This is a genomic window from Aestuariimicrobium ganziense (assembly GCF_015352975.1).
Classification (GTDB): Bacteria; Actinomycetota; Actinomycetes; order Propionibacteriales; family Propionibacteriaceae; genus Aestuariimicrobium; species Aestuariimicrobium ganziense.
In genome coordinates this window covers 182829-208933 of sequence record NZ_JACYIZ010000002.1, presented here as the reverse complement: position 1 = coordinate 208933, position 26105 = coordinate 182829, and the positions used below count along the sequence as shown (strand labels likewise).

At 67.2% G+C, this 26105-nt stretch carries 16 protein-coding genes and 1 pseudogene; 11 read left to right on the top strand and 6 right to left on the bottom strand.

Features of this window, described 5'->3' with window-relative positions; all coding sequences use genetic code 11:
* Nucleotides 1–503 precede the first annotated feature (503 nt).
* Entirely contained in the window at nt 504–6854 is a 6351-nt protein-coding gene (locus IE660_RS16115) for an RHS repeat domain-containing protein (protein ID WP_203567165.1), read from the bottom strand.
* A 364-nt stretch (nt 6855–7218) separates the two neighbouring features.
* On the opposite strand from IE660_RS16115, the gene IE660_RS04585 reads away from it, so the two are divergent.
* The 3 genes and pseudogenes from IE660_RS04585 (at nt 7219) to IE660_RS04580 (ending at nt 11582) form a co-directional block, all read left to right on the top strand.
* On the top strand, nt 7219–10311 hold the full coding sequence (locus IE660_RS04585) for a hypothetical protein (RefSeq protein ID WP_203567164.1): 3093 nt from the start codon (nt 7219–7221) through the stop codon (nt 10309–10311).
* An 89-nt stretch (nt 10312–10400) separates the two neighbouring features.
* Nucleotides 10401–10661, top strand: a pseudogene (locus IE660_RS16525) (transposase); the annotation flags it as partial.
* A gap of 132 nt (nt 10662–10793) precedes the next feature.
* A complete protein-coding gene (locus tag IE660_RS04580) occupies nt 10794–11582 on the top strand; it encodes an IS3 family transposase (protein WP_328701836.1) in 789 nt (262 codons plus the stop codon).
* Here IE660_RS04580 and IE660_RS04575 read toward each other — a convergent pair.
* Both IE660_RS04575 and IE660_RS04570 read right to left on the bottom strand, forming a co-directional pair.
* Complete coding sequence (locus IE660_RS04575; protein ID WP_203567162.1) at nt 11531–12508, bottom strand: class I mannose-6-phosphate isomerase; 978 nt, start codon at nt 12506–12508, stop codon at nt 11531–11533. The genes IE660_RS04580 and IE660_RS04575 overlap by 52 nt on opposite strands.
* A 32-nt stretch (nt 12509–12540) precedes the next feature.
* Entirely contained in the window at nt 12541–13167 is a 627-nt protein-coding gene (locus tag IE660_RS04570; RefSeq protein WP_203567161.1) for a carbohydrate kinase family protein, read from the bottom strand.
* 171 nt (nt 13168–13338) lie between these two features.
* Between IE660_RS04570 and IE660_RS04565 the strand changes: the two genes are divergently transcribed.
* Nucleotides 13339–13539: a hypothetical protein gene (locus IE660_RS04565; protein WP_203567160.1), complete on the top strand. Its 201-nt coding sequence runs from the start codon at nt 13339–13341 to the stop codon at nt 13537–13539.
* Here IE660_RS04565 and ald read toward each other — a convergent pair.
* Nucleotides 13526–14647 carry an alanine dehydrogenase gene (ald, locus tag IE660_RS04560; RefSeq protein WP_203567159.1) on the bottom strand — a complete coding sequence of 374 codons (1122 nt, stop codon included), beginning with the start codon at nt 14645–14647 and terminating at the stop codon, nt 13526–13528. The two genes, IE660_RS04565 and ald, sit on opposite strands and share 14 nt — an antisense overlap.
* A 92-nt stretch (nt 14648–14739) precedes the next feature.
* Here ald and IE660_RS04555 point away from each other — a divergent pair, with 92 nt between their 5' ends.
* Nucleotides 14740–15621, top strand: coding sequence for a 3-methyladenine DNA glycosylase (locus IE660_RS04555; RefSeq protein ID WP_328701835.1), 882 nt, complete (start codon nt 14740–14742; stop codon nt 15619–15621).
* Nucleotides 15622–15855: 234 nt separating this feature from the next.
* Here the strand turns inward: IE660_RS04555 and IE660_RS04550 are convergent, their stop codons facing one another.
* The gene (locus IE660_RS04550) at nt 15856–16374 is read right to left on the bottom strand and encodes a DUF1707 SHOCT-like domain-containing protein (RefSeq protein WP_203567158.1); all 519 of its coding nucleotides are present in this window, start codon (nt 16372–16374) and stop codon (nt 15856–15858) included.
* A 262-nt stretch (nt 16375–16636) separates the two neighbouring features.
* Between IE660_RS04550 and IE660_RS04545 the strand changes: the two genes are divergently transcribed.
* Entirely contained in the window at nt 16637–17785 is a 1149-nt protein-coding gene (locus IE660_RS04545; RefSeq protein ID WP_235997028.1) for a L,D-transpeptidase family protein, read from the top strand.
* A 59-nt stretch (nt 17786–17844) separates the two neighbouring features.
* Here the strand turns inward: IE660_RS04545 and IE660_RS04540 are convergent, their stop codons facing one another.
* A complete protein-coding gene (locus IE660_RS04540) occupies nt 17845–18390 on the bottom strand; it encodes a hypothetical protein (protein WP_203567157.1) in 546 nt (181 codons plus the stop codon).
* A gap of 311 nt (nt 18391–18701) precedes the next feature.
* On the opposite strand from IE660_RS04540, the gene IE660_RS04535 reads away from it, so the two are divergent.
* The 5 genes from IE660_RS04535 (at nt 18702) to IE660_RS04515 (ending at nt 26104) form a co-directional block, all read left to right on the top strand.
* The gene (locus IE660_RS04535; RefSeq protein ID WP_203567156.1) at nt 18702–19667 is read left to right on the top strand and encodes a DUF4192 domain-containing protein; all 966 of its coding nucleotides are present in this window, start codon (nt 18702–18704) and stop codon (nt 19665–19667) included.
* 113 nt (nt 19668–19780) lie between these two features.
* A complete protein-coding gene (gene leuS / locus IE660_RS04530; protein ID WP_203567155.1) occupies nt 19781–22267 on the top strand; it encodes a leucine--tRNA ligase in 2487 nt (828 codons plus the stop codon).
* A 409-nt stretch (nt 22268–22676) separates the two neighbouring features.
* On the top strand, nt 22677–23105 hold the full coding sequence (locus IE660_RS04525; RefSeq protein WP_203567154.1) for a helix-hairpin-helix domain-containing protein: 429 nt from the start codon (nt 22677–22679) through the stop codon (nt 23103–23105).
* A complete protein-coding gene (locus tag IE660_RS04520) occupies nt 23092–25437 on the top strand; it encodes a ComEC/Rec2 family competence protein (RefSeq protein WP_203567153.1) in 2346 nt (781 codons plus the stop codon). Before IE660_RS04525 ends, IE660_RS04520 begins: the two co-directional genes overlap by 14 nt.
* A gap of 28 nt (nt 25438–25465) precedes the next feature.
* Nucleotides 25466–26104, top strand: a complete 639-nt coding sequence (locus tag IE660_RS04515; protein ID WP_203567152.1) for a hypothetical protein — start codon at nt 25466–25468, stop codon at nt 26102–26104.
* The last annotated feature ends 1 nt before the right edge of the window (nt 26105 follow it).

Sequence of the window (26105 nt, the reverse complement as noted above, 5' to 3'; positions counted from 1 at the left end):
CACAGACTCCTCTCCTGAGGTCATCACACCCCCTTCAGAACCGGTGTCCGGGAAAGCGGGTCAGGCTCCGTGCACCACCGACTCCTCTGCTGGGGTCCCACCCTTAGATACCGTGTCCGAAATGCGGTCAGGATCTGCGCCCTCACCACGTCTGTCACTCGCCTACTCCACTGACAGCGCTAGCACGTCATCGTCATCCAGCGCTAAGAAGCAACGCAATGGGGGGGTATATCCGACTATCTCCACTGTCCTACGCTCCAGCTCAAGAACCCGAACCGAGCTACAGCGTGCGATCCCAATGGAGCATGAGACAACTCCACCCTTGCCACGTACGATAACTGCAACCGATCGTTCGAATCCCGCCAACGTCAGCAAGATTGACCCGCCATCAGAACGGTCATACCGGAACCAGTAGTCCAAGAGATCCGGGTTCGATAAGGGGAGAGGCGAACCAAACACCTGCCTCAACTGATCAATCTCGAACACAAGGTCTTCTTGCTCGCTCATCGCGGGATCACCGTCACTACATCACCGTTAGCATTGGTAATAACGCGTACGCTTGTCGACCCGGGACTGGCGATCTCAGCCTCTACCACCATTGGAGGCACCCCCCGCGGCGCCGGGCCATTCTTGGCCCACCACGCCCCGAACTCAGGAGTCCCCGGAGATAGTCCCGCCGCTCTGGCGCGGGCGAGTGCGCGGCGCTCAAGTATTGCCATGACTTCAGGTGTATTGGGTGCCACCCGCTCGAGAGCGTGCTCGGTGTACCAACGTCCACCGATGGACGAACCGCCACCGCCAGGCGGCAAATCCCATGCGCCCCCAGCTTTTGTCGTTCGGCCTCCCTTGGCGATTAGTGTGGTGGTTTTGCTAATGGCTTTGCCCGCGGCTTTGACGGCGGCGCCGCCGAGGATGAAGGTTGCGAGTTCGGCGCTGCCGATGACGAGGAGTTTTCCGATGAGGACTCCGGCTTCGTAGTCTTGGCCGCGGATGAAGTGGGTGATGATTCCTGAAAGTAGGTCTGTGTACTCCTTGAGGGGGAAGAACTCCCCCTTGATCATGTCCATGGCGAGGAGCTTGATGAACTTCTTGGGGTTGCTCTTGAGTTCGTGGATTGCTTGCTTTATCTGCTCTGGGGTGTTGATGATGTCGGTGACTTGGCCCTTGGCTCCGTCTTTGATGCCTTGGACGACGGAGTCTTCGTCACCTGAGGGTGAGGGCATGGGAAGGGGTCTGCCAGCGTTGTCGTTGACGGTCCCTGGTCTGGTCTTGACGATTTGGCTCTTGGGTATCCAGCCTCCTTGATCGTCGGAGAGCATGGTGCCGTTGTGGTTGGTGAGTTGGCCGGTGGGGTCGTTGAAGGTGGTGGGGTTGTTGTCGGCGTAGGTGTAGCCGTTGTTTTGTTCGGGGTTGTCGATTTGGCGGATGGGGTCGACGGAGGTGAATCTGCCGATGAGGGGGTCGTAGTGTCTGGCGCCGATGTCGGTCAGGCCGTTGGTGGGGTTGTTGGGGGCGTTGAGGAAGGTGCGTGCGGCGCCGGGGAAGGTGGTGGAGCCTCCGGTGAAGGGGTTGCCGTAGGGGTCGTAGTAGCGTCGCTGCACGGCCCAGGTGCCGGGGTTGACTGCGATCTGGTTGGTGCCGTTGAGGTCGGACAGGACGTATTGGACGTTGGCCAGGCCTTGGCGGACGCCGACGTTGGTTCCGTTGAACTTGTAGGTCTTGGTGGTGGTGATCGTTCCGGCGGTGGTGCGTTTGATGTCTTGGAGGGGCAGGTAGAGGGTGGTCGCGTCGGGATCGATGCGCAGCAGGATCGCTCCGGAGGCATCGCGGATGTAGGTGGAGGTGGTGCCGTTGGCGCTGGTGGTGGAGGCGAGCTGGCCTTGGGAGTCGTAGTTGAAGGTGGTGTTGACCCCGTTGATGGTGCGGGTGTTGGTGGCGCCGTCGGCGTTGTAGGTGTAGGAGGAGGACCCGGTGGCGCCGCCGGTGGTGGTGGTGGAGGTCAGGGCGTGTTGGTGGCCGGGGGTGGTGTGGTGGTAGGTGGTGGTGGTGTTGGGTGTGGTGACGCCCTTGGGGGCGCGGATCACTTGCTGGGTGCGGCTGCCTGCAGCATCGAAGGTCCAGGTGTGCCAGTAGGGCTGCGGGCCGGCGACGGTCGTGTTGCCCGAGACTGAGGGGTTGGCTGCGCAGTTGTCGTTGGCTGACCAGGCTTGGGTGAGTTGGCGCTTGTTGTCGTAGGTGAAGCACTGGGTTTGCACCGGTGCCCCGCTACCGCCGCCTTGAACGTCGACCGACTTGGTGATGTTGCCGGCGGCGTCGTAGCTGTAGGAGAACTTCTCCAGTTGGGGGATGGCGGCCTGGCCAGAGAACAGGATGTCGGTGATGCGGCGGGTCTGTGCGTCGCGGGTGTAGGTGATCGAGCCTGTGGCGTTGTTGACTCCCAGCACGTACTGGGTGGGTTCGCCGTAGGGGGTGTAGGTGGCCGCGGACACGTAGGCGTTGATGCCCTGCATCGCGATCGGCAGGCCCTGTGCGTTGTAGGTGAAGCTCAGTTGTTCGGCGCCGCTTCCTCCCCCGGTGGCGATGGTGGAGGGCAGCAGGGTCTTGGTCAGCAGTCCGGTGCTGGTCCAGGTCTGGCTGGTGGTGTAGGTGGGTTTGAACCCTGTCACGTCGAGCGAGACGGTGCTTCCCGTCGGCCGGCCGCCGACGTCGTAGCCGGTGGCGGTTTGGGTGTAGGTCTTGCCGTCGACGTAGACGCTTTGAGAGGCGAGCTGGCCCAGCCCACCGGGTGCGGTGTCGTAGGTCCAGGACGCGAGCTGGGTGCCGGTTGGGGTTCCTGACAGGCGGCTGGTGGGGCGGCCGAGCACGTCGTAGATGTGTGACACGGCTCGACCGGCGGCGTCGGTGGTGGTCTTGACCTCGCCGGTGTCGTAGTAGCTGGTGGTGAGGGTGCCCGAGTCGGGATCGGTCTGGCTGACCACGCGCCCGGCGAGATCGTAGCTGGTGGTCCAGGTCGCAGCTTGGGGGGTGCCGACGGCGGTGGAGTAGCTGGTGTTGCGGCCCAGGGCGTCGTAGCCGTAGGCCAAAGTGGTGTAGGTGCCGCCGGTGACGGTGGTGCCGCTGACAGTGGGAAGGGTGGTGTACTGCCACTGTTCACGTTTGAGGCCGCGGCCGTCACTCAGGGTGGTGGTGGTGATCCCGCCAGCAGGATTGAGCACGGTGATTCGGTCACCACCATAGATGGTCTTGACAGTTGCCCCGGCGGTGGTGCCCTTGTACCGCGTGGTCTGGATCTCGCGCCCCAACCCGTCGAAGATGCTCACCGAGCGGTCATCGATTCCCGATTCTGCGGTGGTGATCAAGGTGGTGGTGGGGGCACCGGTGGTGTACCAGTGGTCCGACTTCTTGACCGCCCAGCCGTGGGAGTCGTAGAAGATGTCGGTCACGGCCCGGCCTCCACCGACACCGTCGGACTGGCCTTGGCGCAGCTGCCCCAACGCGTCGAAGATGGCAATGGAGGTGACATAGCCGGGGGTTGTGCCGTTCCCGACATCAACCAGGGTCTTGGTGGTGACCGCCAGCGGCGCATCAGGGCCCATCAGGTAGCTGTACGTCTGCGTGGCGCTGTTCACGTCCTTGACCTGGCCCGGGCGCCAGACGGCAGTGGTTCGCCCGATCGCATCGTAGGTGGCTTCACTGACCCGGCCGGTCTTGTCAACCACCTTGGTGGTCAGCCCTCGTGAGGGCTCGACCTCTACGGTGGTGCTCATCGTCGCGCCAGGCAGAGTTGTCACGGTCTTGCTGAGTGGGCCCGTGCCGGAGGGGGTGTAGGTGGTGGTGGTGACCCGTGTGGCGGGGGTGGCTCCGGGGTTGTGGAAAGTGGTACTGGTGGGCCGACCGAAGGTGTCGTAGGCGGCGGTGACTGCTGTCCATGTCAGCGCGGGTAGTGATGTTCCACCGGTGGCTGTCTCGGTGCGCGTGGCGTCGCCCCTGGTGATTGAACCTTGAGTGGTAGCCCCGTCGTAGTAGGTGCGGTTGGCGGCCAGGATGGTGGGGGAAGGAGTGGAAGTGGTGGGACAGGTCTGGGCGTAGCTGGTGACCTGTGCTGGGTGTTGCCTGACCCACTGTGTCGTGTTGTCGGCGTAGCTGGTGTGGACGCAGCTGGTCATCGCGTTGCTTGCCGCTGCTGTGACGGTGGACAGCCGGCCTTGCGCGTCGTAGGTGCTGGTCGTGGTGGCCCACAACGTGCTGGTGGTGGAGCCGCCGGTGGCGTGCGTCCACGTGGTGGTGGTAGTGGGACGCACGACACGCGCCTGGGCAGGAGACAGCTCGCTGCGGGCACGCGTCGCCGTGGTGGCTAGGAGACTGTCAATGTTGGTGCTGGACTCTGCCAGCACAGACCCACCCGAATCGAGGTAACTGCGGGTCTCCAGCACGCTGCCTGACTTCCAGTCGTCGTCGGTGTGGATGGTGCCATGGGAGTCGGTGATGGTGACGTTGCGAACTCCGGTGGGCAGTTTGTCGCCGTTCATGCCCCGGAAGTAGGTGATCTTGTCCAGGGTCCTTTGGTCGGCGGTGCCGTTGGCGGCGACGTTGGGGTTGCCGGTGCGCACTTCGATGGTCTGGTAGCCGCGGAACTGGCCCCATGTGCGTGCCTTGGGTTTGGTCACCTCGTTGTCGTCGTAGTGCCACGCCGGGGCACCGAGATAGGTGTAGGTGGTCTGTTGGGTCGGGGCGTGGCCGTTCTTGTCGGCGACATCGACCTGGGTGACCACGTACTTGTGGAAGAAGTCCACAGTCGGGGTGGTGTTGTAGGGCAGGGTCCAGTTGACTGGGTAGCAGGCTGTGGTGTTGTTGGCGACATCGCTGGGGACGGTGCTGGGGGTACACAAGCCCGCGGCACGGCCCGACTGGCCCGGGTCGCCTTGGTAGTAGACCGAGGTGAGTGATCCGGTTTCGCTGAGCACCGAGCTCAGTCGGAGCCGGTACATCGACGGGAGACCGTTGTAGCCGGCCACACGGTTGGCCCGGGTGGAGTAGGCGAGTGTCACCGGCGCTGAGGTGATCGTGGTCTGGCCCACCATGTGCGAGACCCGCACGATCTTGTCCAGGATCAGCTCGCGATCCCCGGCGAAGGACTGGGTCAGGTTGTACACGTCAACGGGCTGGTAGCCGGTGCCGTTCCAGTAGGCCGTGGAGATGCTGGTGAGCCGTTTGCGTGTCCAGAACGATGGTGCGTGCTGGTCACAGGAACCGGTGGCCGCACAGTTCAGGTCAACGGGGGTGTCTGGCCAGGAGTTGGCGTTGACCAGGACGAATTGGGCATCGCTGCAGGTGATGGTTCCCGACGGGAAGCAGCGCTCGGCCACGGTGAACGCCACGCGCTGCGGGGCATTGGCGAACAGTCCACCACCTTCGGAGACGTGCAGACCGTAGAAGATCGTGGTGAGGTGGCCGCCGCGCACGTACCCAACCGGGGTGCTGCCCCCACCGGCGCCGTAGAAGTTGGTCTCCTTGGCGTAGCGGTAGGTGATTGCGTTGCCGTGGGTGTCGACGACCATGTCCAGGTTCCACCGCCACACCTGCTCGCAGCGCGACGCCGCGAACGAGGCCCCCGAATAGCACGGATCCCCCGCCTTGGCTCCATAGACAGGCACGGTCCACGCAGAGTTGGTGCGATTTGCACTCGACCCCCCGGGCAGGACGTCCATCCCGAAGGTGTACTGAGTTCCATCGGTGGTCGTCACTCGCCAGTACTCGCCGTTGTAGCTGCCATTGCTCGCACCGGACAGGAGCTCGATTCGTTCGCCTGCGTCCTTGGCCGGGTGCCATTGACCCGCAGTGTCGTCTCGCACCAGACTCATTGACTCGGTACCAGGCATTTGCAGGGTGATGATCTGGCCAGCCCAGCACTGGTCGAGCGTCTTGCGATCAGAGGGCAGTGAGGTGTCGTCGGCGCAGGTGCGGTACGTGCGTTCGATGTAGCCGGTGGCCATCGAGAAGCCCTGCCCCACCCACGACGACTGGTTGTTGGTCATCGAGTTCTGCCCATCGACGGCCTGGGAGTCGTAGGACAGGGCCAGACTGGGTTCTGTCCCGGTGGCTGCTGGCACCATGGTGATCGGGTAGCTCCACGAGAACCCGCCCGTGGCACCGCCTTGGCTCCACGAGCCTGATGGCGACAAACTGGTCGCGCCGAAGTCACCCTGCGTTCCAGCGGCGTCGGCGACCGCCGCCAACACCACCTGTTGGTCTGCGGCGGCGCTGACGGTCGTGGTGAGCCGGCCATCGTCCAGTGAGGCGGCCACCGGGCTCTGGGTCTGGCACGAGGGCTTCTCCGGCGTGGTCAGCGCACACTCTGGCAGCTGCACCAGCCGAAGCCGATGATGCCAGTCAGCCGATCCCGTGCCCTCCAGCTGCCCAGGCACGACCCCCACCGAGGCCTCGGCAAGCGCCTGCGCGCTGGAGACCGCGAACACCACACCGCGCACCTTCGCCTTCGTGGCTGCCGTGGTGTCCAAGACTTTCACCCGCACGGTCTGTGAGCTGTTCGCCTTGGCCTTGCCGGCGACCACCACCGGGGTACCCGGCACCACCGACGCTTCCCCGCCCGACAGGACGGTCTGTGTGGTCACGGCAGCCTGCACCCTGACCGGCTTGGCTGTGGTGCGCTTCGTCTGAGGGATCCGCACCGCCGACGCCGACACCACCTGCGTGCTGGCGACCACCTTCTCCTGGGGCGGCTCTGGGATGTAGGGCTTCGTGGGCGGCTCCTTGGCCGCCGCCTGCCCAAACGAAGTGACCACCAACGCAAACGCCACCAACGTGGCGACAGACCTGCCAGCCCACCTCGACATCGCAGCCTCCTCAAGGCTCACCAGCGACCAAAGTGGACGCATTGAAACACACCAAACCTGGCAACCACAACGCTTTCTGAGCGTGACAAATGCCACAATCAAATTTCGCTCACGTGCATTGAGCGAATCGTGGCTGGCTGTTTACAGCTGCGCCCGCCGCTTCTGATGATGCGAGGGCCATCCGCACGAACAGCTCTCCTGAGAGGCCTCCGTTATGAGCCCCACCCCTCGTTGGACGCCTTCTTTGGCGACAGTCACCGCGCTGGTTGTGGGGATGGCGGTGCTTCCCGTGGTGCCAGCTGCGGCAGACGATCCTGCCCCCGCGCCGGTGGACTGGTCGCAATACACCACCGAGAACACGATCGTGGAGACACTGCCCGACGGCAGTTTCAAGTTGATCACCCATCGCGAGGCGGTGCGGGCGAAGAAGAATGGCGTCTGGGCGCCGATCGAGACCACCCTGGTTTCCGACAGCAGCCGAGTTCGTCCCGGCAACGCCGCGGTCGATCTGTCCTTCTCCGCCGGGGGAAGCCAGCCCCTGCTCAGCATCAGCGACCACAACCAAACGGTCACCATGACCTGGCCAGGTGCTCTGCCCGAGCCCACACTGGATGGGTCCTCAGCCACCTACCACGACGTGCGCCCCGATGTGGACCTGATGCTCACCGCCCATCCCGAGGGCTACAGCCAAGTACTCATCGTCCACACTCCCGAAGCCGCCACAGAGTTGGTGGCCGATCCCGTCACCCTCAGCCTCACCACCACCGGCGGCAGCCTGAGCCAAACCAGTGACGACACCATCTCAGCGACCAGCAGCAAGGGCACCCGACTGGCAGGGCACTCCCCGGTGATGTGGGACTCCGCCACCGCCGATCCCGACCAGACCACACCATCCGCGACCGACCCCGGCGAAAGCCCACTCGAACCAGTGGCCCTGGAACTGACACCGGCCACCACCACACAGAGCGCCATCACGATCAACCCCAGCAGCGACCTCATCAGCGCCGCCGACACCGTCTACCCGATCTACATTGACCCCGGCATGTCCAAGTCGCGACTCAACTTCGCCACGGTCCACTCCCTGGGCTGGAACTACTACAACGACTCCACCCAGCCCATGCGCGTCGGACGATGCGGCTGGAGCGAGTGCAACAACTCCACCCAGGGCGTGGCCCGCTCCTACTTCTCCCTCGACATCTCCGCCCTGCCCGACAATGCGACCGTCTACACCGCGGCGGTCTATGTCAACCAGATCCACAGTGCCTCATCGATCGCCACTCCTGTCAGCCTGACCAAGGCAGGGGCGTTCGGCTCAGGTGTGGCATGGCCCGGGCCCACGTCGACATCGCTGGAGTCGATCACCGACATCGCCGGGTTCAACACCAACCCAGCCAAGGTTCTGGAATTCGACAGCACCCCCGTCCGCGACTACGTCGCACAGAACAAAGCCTCGAACACCATCAACTTCGGACTCAAAGCCCCCGACGAGGGTGATGCCTGGCAGTGGAAGAAGTTCGCCAACAACCCCAGCCTGGAGGTCACCTTCAACACCCCACCCTCAGCCCCCTCGGCCTTCGGGATCAGCGCCACCCAAGGCGTGCTGGTCGACTGCCGAGCACAGGGTCAAACCCTCTACACCACCGATGCCACACCAAACTTCGCCGCGAAGTCCAGCAACACCTCCAGCAACAACATCGGCATGTGGTTCGAAGTCTGGAACGCCAACGCCACGTCGCTGGTCGTCAAGAACCCCACAGCCGTTCAAGGTCAAGACAACCAGTCCATCGCCTGGACCACCAACAGTTCCAACACCACCCGCACCGCCCCGCTCGGACCCGGCGCGCACCGAGCCCGCGTACGAGCCGAAAGCGTCTCCAGCGACACACCCGGAATGCTGAGCGGCTGGAGCACCTGGCTCGACTTCACCGTCGACACCACTCCACCGACCCTGTCATCCACCCCAATTCGGAGCTACCACTACCCGCCCAACTTCTGGGGATCACCCCAGAACCAACCCGGGAGCTTCCAGCTCTCGAGCAGCGGTGACACCGCCGCCTTCAGCTACGCCTGGGACAACCTCACCCCACCCACACCGACCACCACCACCTGCACCTACACCGGCACTGGCTACATTCCCGCCACCTCCGGCAAAGCAACCCTCACTGCCCCCACCGACCTCCAGCCAGGACACCACACCCTGAGCGTCAAAGCCTTCGACCATGCCCACAACATGACTTCGACTGTCACCTACAGCTTCTATGTCTCGCCAACCATCGCGGACAACAACACCACCAACCTGTATGAGGCAGAAGCCCAACAGGTGAACTCACCAGATGGCGCCTACAACTACGACGAGGCCGGCCACACCATGTCGGGTGGCACCCAGTCCCACTTGATCGGTCAAGGCCCGCACACCTTCACCATCACCACCCCCGTCGACGGCTACTACGCCATCGGAATGCACTGGAGCAAGGCCAACCACTTCGGTGTCATCCGCCTCAAGCTCAACAACGGTGACTACCTGCGAAACCCCAACAACGACGAAATCATCGAACTCGACGGCTACACCAGCGTCACTGGCGAACGCTCCTACGTACAGATCGGCGGGTACCGACTCAAGCAGGGCACCCACCACATCACCGTCGACATCGTGGGCAAGAACCCCGCCGCCGGCAGCCGCACCTACACCCAGATCCCCGACGTCCCAGACGGCACCACCGACAACGGCTACGCCATCGGCATCGACTACTTCACCATCGCCCCACTCAAACTCCACACCGCCACCACTCTCACCGCATCCTTCAACAACAACGGCATCGGCCAAGACGGCACCACCGCCGCCAACTTCGATGGCGCAGGCAACTCCTACTCACAAGCCGCCCTCGAAGCCCAGAACATCACCACCACCAACACCGACGTCTGGCAGATAACCAACCCCACCAGCCCCCTCGACAACACCATCGCCTACGGCCAAGACATCACCCTGAACATCGACCCAGCACCCGAGGGACAACAGCGCTACATCAACGTGCTCGTCGGCTCATGCCAGCCCATCAGCGCCACCAACACACGGCAATTCACCATCAACTACACCAACCCCGACGACCCCAACGACCCCCTCCGCACCGACAAGCCCATCCCCAACATCAAGAGCTGGACCGACCTGCCCACCGGACTCAACACCACAGCACCACCCCCAACCCCGGGCTTCGATGAACCCGCCACCATCGTCGCCGCCCGCACCACCAGCCACCGACTCACCCAATCCGCCCCCGACAACACCCAACCCGTCAACCTCTACCACCTCCGCATCCCCGTCGAACCCAACAACTACGGCAACCTGCACATCCAATCCCTCACACTGCCCAACATCGGCACCATCGAAACCAACACCACCCAATGCACCAACGCCCTACACATCTTCAACATCACCACCACAACCACACCACTGGAATGACCCACCTCCATCCGCCCGCTCCAGGGTGGCTTCTTCTAGGCGCAACTGAAGCGCCTTGGGTCTGGTGGATGGTCTGATTCCCCCAGACGATGAGGATCGTGGCAGCACCGAGCAGGTATCTGCAGGTGTTGCTGGAGCGGTGGGTGCGGCTGGTGGCGGAGGCCACGGCGGCCGAGCCGGAGTTGTCGTTGAACCTGGCGGTGATCAGGGTCGGGTCGAGGGTGGGGGTGAACCCGGACACGTTGCGGGGCTGGGTCAAGCAGCATCGCATCGACACCGGGGCAGGTGTCGGGACCACTAGCACTGATGCGGCCAGGATCAAGGCGTTGGAGCAGGAGGTGAAGGGGTTGAAGCGGGCCAACGAAATCTTGGCTGGCCGCTTCGAGTTTCTTCGCGCGCCAGCTCGGGTGAGCGACGTTCGTGGTGACCTCGTTCATCGAGGAGAACAAGTCAAGGTTTGCAGGACGTGTGCGATCTGGCGGGTGCTGAGTGCGCACGGTTGCCAGATCGCCTCGTCGATCTGTTACGCCGCCAAGACCCGCCCGCCCAGCCGGCGGGCGGTCTCGGATGCGGTGTTGTGGGAGCGGATCGAGGCCGTCCAGGCCGACCGTGGCAAGGGTCGTGGGGTGGCCGGGTATCGCAAGATGTGGCACCTGTTGCGCCGCGAGGGGGTCAGCGTTGCCCGCTGCACGGTCGCCCGGTTGATGGCCGAACATGGGATGAAGGGCGTGGTCAGGGGCCGGGAGGTGGTCACCACCAAGCCCGATGACGCGCTGATGGTGAGGCCTGGCGACCTGGTCATGCGTGACTTCGCCGTGGCCGGGGGAGAACCGGCTGCGGGGTCGTGGACTTCGCCTACGTCCCGACCTGGGCAAGTGTTGGGGTTCACCGCGTTCGTGACCGACGCTTACTCGCGCCGGATCGTGGGCTGGCGCACCCACCACCGGATGCCGACCGAACTGCCACCCGACGCGCTGGAAATGGCGCTGTGGTGCCGCGAACGCGCCGGTCAGGACGTGACCGGATTGGTCCACCACTGTGACGCCGGCAGCCAGAACACCGCACGATGCTCGTGGCGCTGCATGTCCCGCTTGTCCCAGCGCGGCGGCCAAGGGTGCGTCCCAGCCCCACGGGGGATGTCGGCTCCGCCGCCAACTCGCGCTACCGCCATTCAGGCCCAAAGACCGGTCACCATGACCGGGCCTTCGTGCTTGTCAGTTCAGGGTCGTGGGGGACGGCAGGCCAGGACGTGCACCTCACCGGTCAGCTGAGACTTTCCTGCCGCCGCGGGCACCAGCAGGGTCTGACCTGCGTGCAACGGCTGCTGCCAGGGCTCGCCGTCGGCACCCACACCCGACAGCTCGCCCTCGCCGCCGGTGACGACCAACACCGCGAAGCCGGCGTCCAGCTGTGCGGGGCCGCTCACCAACTGCTGGTGGAAGTACTCGTCAGCCGCCTCGACCAGGCACTCACCGCCATCGCGGGACGGTCCGACCAGGCTGGCCGGATCGACGGCCTCGAGGTCGAGCGCCGACAGGGCTGTCTGCCAACCCAGACCGAGCGTCCCGTCGACACCGACCAGGTCGAAACCGTCCTGCTCGAGCAGGATCGACAGGTCCTCCGGCTCCTGCACCTCGACCAGCAGCACACCCTGTCCGATGGCGTGCAGGGTGCCCGGCGCCACATAGACACTCTGGCCGGCTGACAACTCGATCGGGTTCAGCAGCGCAAGCAGGTCGGCCGTGCGCTGCTGCGCCACCACCGCGGCGAGTTCGTCCGCGCTGATGTCGCGCGACAGCCCCACGTAGACCGTTCCCGGCTCCAACAGGTACCAGGCCTCGGCCTTGCCGTGGGCCGCGGCCAAGTGCACGCGCGCGAACTCCCCGTCGGGGTGGGCGTGCACCGGCAGCCGCTGCCCGGCATCCAGCAACTTGACCAGCAGTTTCGGGTCGGCACCCCAGCGAGACACGTGCGCTGCACCCAGCCACGCCTCGGGGTCGTCGGCCACCGCCTCGCGCAGCAACCGCCCGTCGGGCAGGGTGGTCAGCCCAGTGGACGCATCGCCGCGCACGGTGGTGGTCGACCCCACCCAGTCCTCTGGAGTGTTCGGCGGTGGGGGAGGGTCGCCACGGAAGGCGGCGATCTGCTCGCCGCCGGCGTAGAAGCGGGCCAGCGGCTGGTTCGCGGGCAGCAGCACGGGTCGCACAGTCGTTCTCCTTGGTTGTTGTTTCAGTCGTGGTGGTCCGTGGCCGGCTCGTCGGGCAGCGGGCGAGGTCGGGATCCCTCGATCACGGCCGCGGCCGCGTGCACGGTCTGGTGCAGTGCAACCTCGGGGCCCAGGCCTCGAAGCAGGGCCGACAACAGCCCGGCGGACGCGGCGTCGCCCGCACCGTTGGTCGACACGATCCGGTTCGGTACGACCGCAGCGGTGGTCAGCGACCGATCTGCCCACTGCTCGATGCAGGCGCCACCGCGAGAGCCCAGCAGCATCCGGGCCACCCGGTCCCGGTCACCGGTGTGCAGCGCCGCGCCGTGCGGACCGGCTGACACCACGGCCACCGCCGCGCCCCAGCCGACCAGGGCGCCGGCATGCTGCTGGGCCAACTCCAGGCTGGGCTGGGCGCCGGGAGTGCGGGCGCTGGTCAGGTCGTCCACCCTCGGTGAGAGCACGTCACCACGCTCGACGATCCGCGGCAGCAGCGTTGGCCAGTCCAGACCGGCCACCGGGCTCGCCGGATCGATCACCACCAAGTCGAGCGAGGTGGTCACCCCTGCGGCCCTGGCCCTTTCGAGCAGGGCCATCAGCGCGGGCGCGTCGTCGTCCAGCAGCGCGGGCAACATTGGCGGGTCACCCACGTGCAGCACCTCGTGTCTCCAGGCGCAACATCGTCCAGCACGAGCGCCCCACCCAGATCACCCAGGCCCTGACTGCGGTGGTGCGCGACGGTGCCGGCGTCGACGAGGCACTGGCGATGGTCGAGGCCTCCTGATGCGCACCGGAACGTCGGCATCGTCGGCGGTGGGCTGATGGCACGAGAGATCGCCCCCGACCTGCGCCGCTGGCCCGCCCTGATCGACCACCCCGTCCAGCCTCGGTTGACCCCGGTCTGCGACATCAACCCGGCGGCGCTGGAGTGGTTCCGCGGCATCGACACACTCTCGTCCAGCTTCGACGCCCTGCGGTGGTTCGAACTGCCCGCCGTCTCGATGGGCATCAGGCTGGACTGAGCACCTCGGCGATGTCGGTGTGGTCGCGGCCGAAGGCCTGGGCGACCGCCGGGTGGACGATCGCACCGGCGTGGGTGTTGAGCCCCTTGGCGAGCGCCTCGTCCCGGCGCATCGCCTCGCGCCAGCCGTGCTCGGCGATCCGGGTGAGGTAGGGCAGCGTGGCGTTGGTCAGTGCGTAGGTGGAGGTGTTCGGCACTGCGCCGGGCATGTTGGTCACGCAGTAGAAGACCGTGTCGTGCACGGTGAACGTCGGGTCGGCGTGGGTCGTCGGGCGGGAGTGCTCGAAGCAGCCACCCTGGTCGATCGCGACGTCGACCAGCACCGCTCCGGTCTTCATGGCCTGCACCATCTCGTCGGTGACCAGCTTCGGCGTCTTCGCGCCCGGGATCAGAACGGTGCCGATCACCAGGTCGGCCTGGGGAACGAGTTCGGCCAGGGCAAGCCGTGAGCTGGCCAGCTGATGCACCCGGTTCTGGAACCGCCAGAAGCTGGTGCGCAGCTTGTCCATGTCGGTGTCGAGGATCGTGACGTCTGCTCCCATGCCGGCGGCGATGTTGGCCGCCGTCTGTCCCGCCGTGCCACCGCCAAGCACGAGCACCTTCGCCGAGGCGACACCGCTGATGCCACCGAGCAGCATGCCCCGTCCGCCGCGGTGCCGGGTGAGCGTCATCGCCCCGACCTGGGGGGCGAGCGTACCGGCCACCTCGCTCATCGGTTGCAACAGCGGCAGGGCACCGGTGGCGAGCTGGACCGTCTCGTAGGCGATCGCCGTGGTGCCGGCCGCCAGCAGTGCCTCGGTGCACTCCGGCGCGGCGGCCAGGTGCAGGTAGGTGAACAGGGCCAGGTCGTCGCGCAGGCGGTGGTGCTCCTCGGGCAGCGGCTCCTTGACCTTGACCACCACTTCTCCGAAGCCCCAGACCTCGTCGGGATCGTCGATGATGGTCGCCCCTTGGGCGCGGTACTCCTCGTCGGTGAAGGACGACCCGACGCCCGCGCCGGCCTGGACGGCCACCTGGTGACCGTGGGCAACCAACTCCGCCACCCCCACCGGGGTCAGTGCGACCCGGTACTCGTGGTTCTTCACCTCGGTCGGCACGGCGATGCGCATTGACATCCTCCTCGCACAGTGGGCGCCAGCCGCACCACCTCACCCGACTCTGCCACACCCGCCAGTCAGGCCGACGCCTAGACTGTGGGGTCGTGCCCGACCTGCAGCGCCTGACCCGTGCGGAGTGGACAGCGCGTGCCGAGGCCCACCGTGAGCGCGCCGGCCGACGGCTCGCCGAAGTGGTCGAACGTCGACGCCGCGGCGCCAGGCACCCGATCGAGGACTTCCTGTTCGACTACTACCGACTTCGTCCCGGCGACCTGCTCGACTGGCAACCGGGCGCCCACGTCGTGCTGGAGGACGCACCGGAGTTCGTCGGGCGCCGCTGGTACCTCGCCGACGGCGACCTGGTCAGGCTCGACGTCGACGCGCTGGTCGCCGCCCGGGGATCGACCATCGACTTCGTGCAACGCCTGTTGACCTCGATCGAGGGCAGGCCCGCCCAGCACGGCTGCTTCGGCATGCACGAGTGGGCGATGGTGCACGGGCTCGATCCCGACCAGGTGCGCCACACCGGACTGCCGCTGCGCTTCGAGCCCGACGAGATCCGGGCGATCGTCGACCGGGTGGGCCTGCGCTGCAGCCACTTCGACGCCTTCCGCTTCTTCACCGACTCGGCTCGTCCGCTCAATGCCACCCAGCTGACTCGTGCCGACCAGGTCGAGCGCGACCAGGCTGGCTGCCTGCACGTCGGCATGGACCTGTACAAGTGGGCCGGCAAGCTGTTTGCGCTGACCAGCTCGGAGTTCTTGTTCGACTGCTTCGAGCTCGCCGCCGACATTCGGCTGCTCGACATGCGGGCCAGTGCCTACGACGTGAGTTCGTTGGGCCACAGCCCGGTGCCGGTCGAGACTCCGGCCGGACGAGCCGACTACGTCGCCCAGCAGCGGGGATTCACCGAACGTGCCCAACCGCTGCGACGACGCCTGGTCGAACTCACTGCGCAGCTCAGATACGCAACGCCCCACCCATGACCACGGTGCGTTCCTGGGGCAGGAGGATCGCCAGTGCCGACGGTGGTCAATGGTCGTCACAACAAGGACACAATTTCGCCCCAGACAGCTCGCTGTACGTCTGGGCGATGTGAACGGGTGCCATTTTCACTCGCAGCGTTCCGGGCTGGTTCGTTCCGAGACAGCGACGAGCGTGGTACCGGTCATCCTGCGAACGCCCACGCTCGCCGCCTCTGGGCGCACCGTCGGTACGGCTCACCCCAGGGGCTGAGTACCGGGGGACGTCGAGCGCCAGCGCCTGGCGAAGTGGAACGCGCCAGCGACGCTGACCGACGCCCCGAACGCGGCCAACCAGGCCACGAATGCGTAACTGCCACCGCCGGCCAGCAGCCCCAGCAGCAACAGGGCTGTGCAGCCGATGGCCGCCAGGGTCAGGCAGAACGCCAGCCCCTCGGCCAAGGTGCGCAGTGGGTTCACAGCCGCGCCAGAGACCGGGGGAGCCACCATCGCGAGCCCGGGGCCAGCTCCACCGGGCAGGTCTGCGGTGAGCAGGTGGAGGTCGATGTTGGTGCGCGCTCGCATGCTCGCGTCGACCCGCTGGTCGAGCTCGTCGGCGGTCAGGCGTCCAGCGGCGAAGTGCTGCGCGAGCTGCTGGCAGGTGGCGTCACGTTCGAGGTCGCCGATCAGCAGCCCGTGGCGGCCCACAGGTGCGGGTCGAGGGGCCAGTGGTGCGTCCGGGACGGGGGTGAACAGGGGGCGAGGCGAGGTCGTCATGGTTCCCAGCCTGACCCGTGCAAGTGGCCCGAATGGGGGAGGAGCCAGCACCTCCCGACGGGGGTCGCAGAGCTTGAGGACGAGCGGCCGAGTCAGCATCGTCCGAGGTCAGACCACAGTAGTAAGAGAATCTCAGCGAACTCATGGGTGGATTCACGCAACCCTGCGCCCCGGTGTGGCGTACCCAAGGTGACAGACAGCGACCGTAGATTGGTGCTCCGCGGCGCAACTTCCCCTCCAGCCGCACCGCGAAGGAACTGCGATGAACCCGTTCGCCAAGCGAGTCGGAGCCCTGATCGGGCTCACCCTGGCCCTCAGCGTCACCGCCGGCTGCGCCAAGGACCTCACCGCGGGGAGGTCCACTGCGGGGGAGCAGCCGACCCAGGTTGCCAGTGCCCCGAGCACCACCGGTGCGACGTCCGCGGTGCCCAGTACCGCGCGTCCATCACTGCCCACCGGCACTGTCTCGGCCTCGCCCTCGGCGACCACGCAGACCCCGACACCCACACCCACACCCACGGTGAAGCCTCTGCTGGCCCCCGGCGACAGCGGCGAGCAGGTGCGCGAACTTCAGCACCGACTGCTGCAGTTGCAGTGGTACGACGGCAAGATCACCGAGAACTACGGGCCGGCCACCACCGAGGCGGTCACCGGGTTCCAGCGCAAGCGCAACTTCGAGCCGACCGGCAAGGTCGACCAGCGCACCTGGGACACCTTGGTCAAGATGACCAAGAAGCCCACCCACGACCAGATGCACAACATCCTTCGCCCCGGTCCGGCGCTGTACAAGGCCGGCGCCACTGGCGATCCGGTGCGTCGCATCCAGGTACGGCTGAAGCAACTCGACTGGTTCTCACCCAAGATCGACGGCGTCTACGGCGCCACCACGGTCGAGGCCGTCAAGGGGTTCCAGGCCAAGCGAGAGATCCCCGTCACCGGTGAGATCGACCAGCGCACCCTTGACCTGCTCGTCGGCATGACCCGCACGCCCACCGCCGAGGAGATGTACAACAAGCCGCCCAAGGTGAACCTCGGCCGGATCGACGAGCGCTGCATGACCGGCCGTGTGCTGTGCATCAGCAAGGACAGCCGCCGGATGATGTGGATGATCGACGGCAAGGTCATCGAGAGCTACTCGGTGCGGTTCGGCTCGGTGCGCACCCCCACCCGCGAGGGCGTCTTCAGCGTCTACTGGAAGTCGCGTGACCACCACTCGACCCAGTACGACTCGCCGATGCCGTTCGCGATGTTCTTCGACGGTGGGCAGGCCGTGCACTACTCGTCCGACTTCGCCGCCCGCGGCTACGCCGGAGCCTCGCACGGTTGCGTCAACGTGCGTGACTACAACGGCATCAAGTGGCTGTTCGACACCCAGGTCAAGGTCGGCGACAAGGTGGTCGTCTACCGTTGAGCTGACCGGCACCCGAGCCACAACGCGGGCCCGTCCAGACCAGGACGGGCCCGCGTCGTTCAGCCGGTGGCGACCAGGGCAGTGATCTGGCGGCCCCGACCGTCGGCCAGGATCACCGTGGTGTCGCCACGGGGCTTGTCGAAGATGACGATGCCCTGCACGGTCTCGCCCTCGCGCACCATGCCTTCGTTGAGTGAGTTCGCCCCGCTGGGCGACGGGTTGTAGTCGTCGGTGGTGGCGTTGTCGAGGCAGAAGAACATGAACTCGAAGGTGCCTCGGGTGACCTCGATCGACATGGTCAGTTCCAGGCCCTTGTCAGTCCAGCGGTGCCCCAGGATGCGCCAGATGCCGTCAGCGTCGTCCCGCTCGGAGTGGAACGGGATGGTGTTCGGGTCGTGGCTGGCCTGCTCGGTGGGGGTGGCCGAGGGGGTCACCACCGGGGTCGGGGTCGGCGTTGGCGCTTCGGGCTGGCGGCTGGCCAGGTAGGCGGCGAAGGCCAGACCCAGGACGACCAGCGCCACGACCAGGGTGATGATCCACGGCGCCCGGTTGCGCGGCGGTTCGAACGACTCGATCGACACCTTGGCGTGTTCGTCGGTCGACATCGGACGACGTGGGTCGTGTGCCGGTGGTTGGTTCCAGGTCGGAGGCCGAAGCGGCCTCTGCGGGTCCTGGGGGTACCACGGGTTTGAGCCCGGTGGTTGCTGTTGGGGCTGCATCGGAGGCTGCTGGGGACGCTGCGGAGGCTGCTGGGGGTGTGGGGGCGGCGGCCAGCCCTGCGCCGGAGGATGCTGCGACATGGTGTGACCAGAGTACCGACGCAGGTTTCTCCACAGCCTCCGCGGCGCATGACGGGTTGTCCACAGGCGCTGAACCGGTTGACCCATTCCGGGGACTGCCGCGCATGAGTGAGGGCATGACATCGGAAATCATTCGCGTCTCCTCTGGCGGAGACCTGCTGGCGCTGCTGCCCTACGTGGTCGGCTTCGAGATCGAGGAGTCGCTGGTGGTGGTGATGCTGCGCGACGGCCGGGTGGCGATGACCGCCCGGCTCGACCACGGCTCTCTGGTCGACGTCGAGGCAGTGAGGTCGCGAGTCGACGTCGTCCTCGCGCAGCACCCGGACTGTTCGGTCGTGCTGGCCGCCTTCGGCGACGACCTGGACGTGTGCCACGACAGCCTCGCCCTGATCGAGACCATGGTCGACCCCGAGGTGCTGGTCGACTCGCTGCTCACCGACGGACGACGGTGGTGGTCGCGGCTGTGCAACGGTGACTGCTGCCCAGCCGAGGGTCGTCCACTCGACCGAGCCACCCCGGCAGTGGTGGCGGCAATCGCGGCAGGCATCAGCCCGCTGCCGAGTCGCCTGGTGCTCACCCGGATGCTGGAAGGGCCGTCGGCGCAACGGTTGGACGAACTCGCACCCCTGCACCGCCGGGAGAAGTCACGGCGCCGAGGGCGCAACACCAAGCGGCGACGCGTGGTCGACCTCGTCAACCGTGGGACGACCACGCGACTCGGCGATGCCGAACTCGTTGAGCTGGCCCACCTCGTGGCCGACGTGCCGGTGCGAGACCGGGCCTGGCTGATGATCCGGCCCGACAACGCCGAGGCGCACCAGGTGCTCTGGAGCCAGGTGCTGTCGGTCTCACCGGATGAACTCACCATGGCGCCGTTGTGCCTGGCCGGGATGGCCGGCTGGATCGGCGGCAACGGTGCCCTGCTCAACTGCGTCCTGGAGCGCTGCAGGGAGGTGGGCGAGCACCTCGGCACGACGTACAGCATGGCCGAACTGCTGCGCCAGATCAGCTGGACGGCAACCCCCGCCACGGTGTGGCGCACCGTGGACGACGACGAGGCAGACCTGCTCACCGGCGGATGACCCGCCCGCGGTGACCAGCGGCGGAAACCGGATGGGGGAGCTCTGGTGAGTCGCGATACCCTCTGGGGGTGATCGGCGGGTCGACCTCGACCTGCCCTGCAGGAGGAAAGACAGTGACCCAGAGCCACGAGGCCGAGACCAGCGACCGTCGCGGGTACGACATCCATGCCGCCCAGCAGAAGTGGTCGGCCTACTGGGAGCAGCACGGCACCTTCGCCGCCCTCGGCGACGGGTCGAAGCCCCAGCGCTACCTGCTCGACATGTTCCCCTATCCCTCGGGCGACCTGCACATGGGCCACGCCGAGGCCTGGGCAATGGGCGACGTGCTCGGACGGTTCTGGAAGATGCAGGGCTACGACGTGCTGCACCCCACCGGTTGGGACTCCTTCGGCCTGCCGGCCGAGAACGCCGCCATCGCCCGCAACGCCCACCCGGCCGAGTGGACCTACGCCAACATCAAGACCCAGGCCGAGTCGTTCGTCCGCTACGGCATCGGGTTCGACTGGCGCACCGAACTGCACACCTCCGACCCCGAGTACTACCAGTGGACCCAGTGGCTGTTCCTGCGCTACCACGAGCGCGGACTGGCCTACCGCAAGGACTCCTACGTCAACTGGTGCCCCGTCGACCAGACCGTGCTGGCCAACGAGCAGGTCAAGGAAGGCCTGTGTGATCGCTGCGGCACCCAGGTGACCAAGCGACAGCTCACCCAGTGGTACTTCAAGATCACCGACTACGCCCAGGAACTGCTCGACGACATGAGCCAGCTCGAGGGCGGGTGGCCCGAGCGGGTGCTGGCGATGCAGCGCAACTGGATCGGACGCTCCGAGGGCGCCCACGTCGACTTCACCATCGAGGGATGTGAGCAGCCGGTCCGGGTCTTCACCACCCGTCCGGACACCCTGTTCGGCGCCACCTTCATGGTGGTCGCCCCGGATGCCGAGCTGGCCGACGAGCTGTGCGCTCCCGAGCAGCGCGAGCAGTTCGACGCCTACCTCGAGAAGGTCAAGAAGCAGACCGAGATCGAGCGCCAGTCGACCGAGCACGTCAAGACAGGCGTGTTCCTGGGTCGGCACGCGATCAACCCGGTCAACGGCGAACGCATCCCGATCTGGGCGGCCGACTACGTGCTGGCCGAGTACGGCACCGGCGCGATCATGGCCGTGCCCGCCCACGACCAGCGAGACCTGGACTTCGCCCGGACCTACGACCTGCCCGTGCGCATGGTGATCGACACCGGTGAGGGTGATCCTGCCGAGACCGGTGTCGCCACCGCTGGCGACGGACGCTACGTCAACTCCGGCCTGCTCGACGGGCTCACCAACAAGGTCGAAGGTGTCGCCAGGATCACCGAGCAGCTCGAGGGTGACGGGGTCGGCGAAGGCACCGTCACCTACCGGCTGCGTGACTGGCTGCTCAGCCGGCAGCGGTTCTGGGGGTGCCCGATCCCCATCGTGCACTGCCCGCAGTGTGGTGAGGTGCCGGTGCCGGACGACCAGTTGCCGGTGCTGCTGCCCGACCTGCGTGGCGCCGATCTGGCACCCAAGGGCACCTCGCCTTTGGCCTCGGCCACCGACTGGGTCTCGACCACGTGCCCGAAGTGTGGGGGAGCGGCCTCGCGCGACACCGACACCATGGACACCTTCGTCGACTCGTCCTGGTACTTCTACCGTTACTGCTCACCGCAGTTCACCGAGGGCCCCTTCGACGTCGAGGCGGTCAAGCAGTGGATGCCGGTCGACCAGTACGTCGGCGGCGTCGAGCACGCCACCATGCACCTGCTCTACAGCCGCTTCTTCAACAAGGTGCTGCGTGACATGGGCATGGTCGACTTCGACGAGCCCTTCCTGCGCCTGCTCAACCAAGGGCAGGTGATCAACGAGGGCAAGGCGATGAGCAAGTCGCTGGGCAACGGAGTCGACCTCGGTGAGCAGATCGACCAGTTCGGGGTGGACGCGGTGCGCACCACTGTCGTGTTCGCCGGCCCTCCGGCCGAGGACATCGACTGGGCCGCGGTCAGCCCCGGTGCCACGCTGCGGTTCCTGCAGCGCGCCCACCGACTGGCGCTCGACGTGAGCTCTCCGGTCGACGCCGACCCCACCAGCGGCGACCGGGCGCTGCGCCAGGTCACCCACCGCACCATCCACGAGGTCACCGAGTTGTTGAACTCGGGTCGGTTCAACGTGGTGGTGGCCCGGGTGATGGAGTTGGTCAACGCCACCCGCAAGGCCGTCGACTCCGGCGCCGGTGGCGCTGACCCGGCCGTGCGTGAGGCCAGCCAGTTCGTCGCCCAGGCACTGTCGCTGGTCGCCCCGTACGTCGCCGAGGAGATGTGGGAGGCGCTCGGTCTGCCGCCGTCGGTGGCCGAGAGCACCTGGCCCACCGCCGACGAGACGCTGCTGGTCGCCGAGTCGGTGACCATGGTCGTGCAGGTCGCCGGCAAGGTGCGCGCCAAGCTCGAGGTCTCACCCGACATCACCGAGGACGAGGCCACCGCCGCTGCCCTGGCCGACGCCAACGTGCAGCGCTCGCTCGACGGACGAGAGGTCGCCAAGGTGATCTGCCGCCTGCCGCGGATGGTCAGCATCGTCCCCGCCTGAGCGCTGTCCACAGCTGCGAGGCCGCCGGCAGCGTCATCCACAGCCGAAGAGGAAGATGGTCGGCGAGGGCTCCACGTGCCCACAGTGAGGTGTGTCGACCTCTGACCTGGCCCGGGAGCGGCTTCGCCGTCTGCTGAGGCCGTCCACCACCTCCGAGGAGGAAGGTGTCCCGGACGCTCGGGCTCGTCCGCGCCCTCGTCTGGAACCTGCGCACCTCAAGGCGCTGCTGCTGGTCGTCGTCGTGGCCCTGGTTGCAGGGGCGACCATGGTGCTTCGGGCGCGGACTGAGTCGGTGCCACTGCAGCTGACCACCGGAGCACCCAGTTCGGCGTCTGCAGGTAGCCTGCCTGCCCACGCGCCAGCGCCCGCGTCTTCGTCCTCGACCGCGCCGCCCCTCATCCAGGTTCACGTGACCGGGCAGGTGCGCAAGCCCGGGGTGGTCAGGCTGCCGACCGGAGCCCGGGTGCACGATGCCGTGACCGCTGCCGGCGGTACGACCGGTCAGGCCGACCTGGGGTCGCTGAACCTCGCCGCGGTGGTCACCGATGGTTCACAGGTGGTCGTGGGGCGAAGGGGTGGCCCGTCATCGGTGGTCTCGCAGGCACCGGACGCCGATGCGGGAGGCCCGGCGGGGCAACCGGGTTCGGGCAAGCTGAACATCAACACCGCCACAGTGGCCCAGCTGGAGGAACTGCCCGGCGTCGGGCCGGTCACCGCGGCCAGCATCGTCAGTTGGCGCGAGCAGCACGGCCGGTTCACCCGCATCGAGGAGCTGCAGGAGGTCGACGGCATCGGCCCGAAGACCTACGCCAGGTTGGCCGAGCATGTCACCGTCTGAACAGCGCCCCGCGGCGGAGCTGGACCTTCGCCTGGTCCCGGCGGCCGCGACCGCCTGGCTGGTGGTCGGGGCCGGGCTGGTCCAGGAGCCACGCTCCCTGCTGGTGCTCGCGGTGGTCGGTGCAACCGTGCTGGTCAGCTCGATCCTCCGGGGCAAGCTGGCGGTCGCGATGGTCGGCGTGGCGCTGGTGGCTTCGGCCGCAGCAGTCGGGGTGCGCGAGGTCATCCTCGACCGCTCGCCGGTGGCTGACCTCGCCCGAGAGCGGGCGGTGGTGCGAGCTCAGCTGCGCCTGTCCAGCGACGTGAGGCTCTACGAGCGCAAGGGTGCTCGTCCCGAGATGGCCACTGTGCCAGCCTCGATGGTCTGGCTCGATGCCCGCGGGCGGCGCTTCGCCGGCCGGACGCCGGTGCAGCTGAGGGCAACCGGTGAATTGGCCGGCAGTCTGGGTGCCCAGCCCGCAGGGGCGGTGGTCGAGGTGGTGGGACGACTCTCCAGCCCCGAGCCCGGTGACCCGGTGGCCGCCAGGCTGCAACTGCTCGAGCCCGTCCGTGGTGCCGTCGCACCTTCGGTGGCCCACCGGGCTGTCAACCGGGTGCGCGGGGCACTGGTGGCAGCGATGGCGCACTCGCCGCCCGACCAGGCCGGGCTCGTGCCCTCGTTGGTGGTGGGCGACACCTCGGGGCTGCCGGGACGGGTGACCGACGACTTCCGCGCGACCGGCCTGACCCATCTGACGGCGGTGTCGGGCACCAATCTCACCCTGTTGCTGGTGTTCCTGCTCACCGTGGCCCGCTGGGCCTGCGTCAGGGGGCGCTGGCTGTGGCTGGTGCAGGTGGTGGGCGTGGCGGCCTTCGTGGCATTGTGCCGGGCCGAGCCCAGCGTGCTACGTGCTTCGGCCATGGGGCTGGTCGCCATGGCCGCGCTGGGGCGCACCCGCGACTCCAGTCGCGGAATCCGCCACCTCTGCGTGGCGGTGCTGGTCCTGGTGCTGCTCGACCCGCCGTTGTCGCGGTCGTGGGGATTTGCGCTGTCGGTGTCGGCGACGGCCGGAATCTTGCTGATTGCACCCCCGATGCTCCGGGCGATGCAGTGGCTGCCGCGCAGCGTCGCGGAGGCGGTGGCCGTGCCCTGGGCTGCGCAGGTGGTCACCACGCCGCTGGTGGTGGCGTTGTCGGGTCAGGTTCCGGTCAGCGGGTTGGTGGCCAACGTGTTGGTGGCACCCTTCGTCGGTCCGGCCACCGTGCTGGGACTCGTGGCCGCCCTCGCGGGTGCGGTCTGGACGCCGCTGGGGGTGCCGTTCGGCTGGGTGGCCGGGTGGTGTGTGGAGCCGTTGCTGCTGGTGGCGGCCAGGGGTTCCGGGCTGCCGGGGGCGACCCACGCCTGGCCGCCGGGTGCACTTGCCATGGTGGTGCTGGTGGGCCTGAGCCTGGTCGTGGCACTGCTGACGCCGTGGCTGGTGCGACGTCGCTGGCTGGCGCTTCTGGCCGCGGTGGCGGTGGTCATCGGCATGGCGCGGCCACCGCTGGTGCCGGGTTGGCCAGGGGACTGGCGTGTGGTGTTCTGCTCGGTAGGTCAGGGCGATGCGACGGTGATCCGCGCCGGTCCCCGTGCGGCGATCATGGTCGACGTCGGTCCTGAGCCGAGGGTGGCGCTCGCCTGTCTCGACTCGCTCGGCGTCGAGCAGGTGCCTCTGTTGGTGCTCACGCACTTCCACGCCGACCACATCGGGGGAGTGGAGGCGGTGCTCGCGAGCCGGCGTGTGGGACTCGTCCTCACTTCACCGCTGCTCTCGCCTGCCGCAACCGCTGACAGCGTCTCGACAACTGCGCGTTCGCACGGTGCCTCGGTTCGTCCCGCCGCCACGGGCGAACGCCTCCACGTGGGCAGTGCCACCTGGACCACCTTGCAGGCCGGATCGACGGCCACAGTGCTGGCCGTCGTGGACAGGGCCGAGAGCTCGGTCGAGAATGACTCCTCGGTGATCGGGCTGGTCACATCGGGGGAGGTCAGCGTGCTGCTGGCCGGTGACGCCGAGCCCGCAGCCCAGCGCCAACTGGTGGCCAGCGGCACCGACCTGCGGGCGCAGGTGATCGCGATGCCGCATCATGGCTCGGCGCGGCAGGACGAGCAGTTCTGGCGGTCGACCGGTGCTCGCCTGGCCGTGGCTTCGGCCGGGCTCGACAACGACTACGGCCACCCCAGTGGAGCCGCACTCTCGCTGGCCCGCGGTCTGGGCATGCGCACGGTACGCACCGACCTCGATGGCAGCGTCGCGGTGGGCTGGCGAGACGGCGCGTTGCGGGTCGCCCTGCGCGGCGGGCGACCGCCGTGACCCCGAGGGCAGGGCGTAGGCTCGGGGCATGCCCACCCACACACTCGACCACCTGCCCGAGGGTGCCGTCCTGCACGGCGTCACTGCCGAACCCGTCGACCTCGACGGTCGCCCCTGCCTGCGCGTGGAGCTGACCGACGACCTCACGTTCAACGGCACCTGGGGTGTGGACTTCGTCGACCAGCCGACCTATGTCGAACTCCCGATCGAGTTCACCACTGGACGGATCGACGTCGCCCTGCGCAGCAGGCTCAACGGCAAGGGCCCCGAGGAGTGCCGCGCGTTCGCCGGGCTCGCCTACCGCATCAAGGACGGCACCAAGGCCTTCGAGAGCGTCTACCTGCGCCCGCTCAACGGCCTCAAGGTCGATCCGCCCGGGCCCCGCGGTCAGCGGGCCGTGCAGCACTTCGCCTACCCCGACTGGCCGTTCGACCGGCTGCGCGAGGAGCGTCCCGGCCTGTACGAGTCGGCCGCCGACATCGGCCCGGACGAGTGGATCCAGCTGAGCGTCGACGTCGCCGCTGATGGTGTCGTCGTCCGGATCGACGACCAGGTGGTGCTCCAGGTCGACCAGCCGCTGGCCGAGCCGAGCATCGGCACCGTCGGGTTGTTCGTCGACATCGGCACTGAGGCCTTCTTCGCCGACCTCCAGGTGACACCCGCCTGAT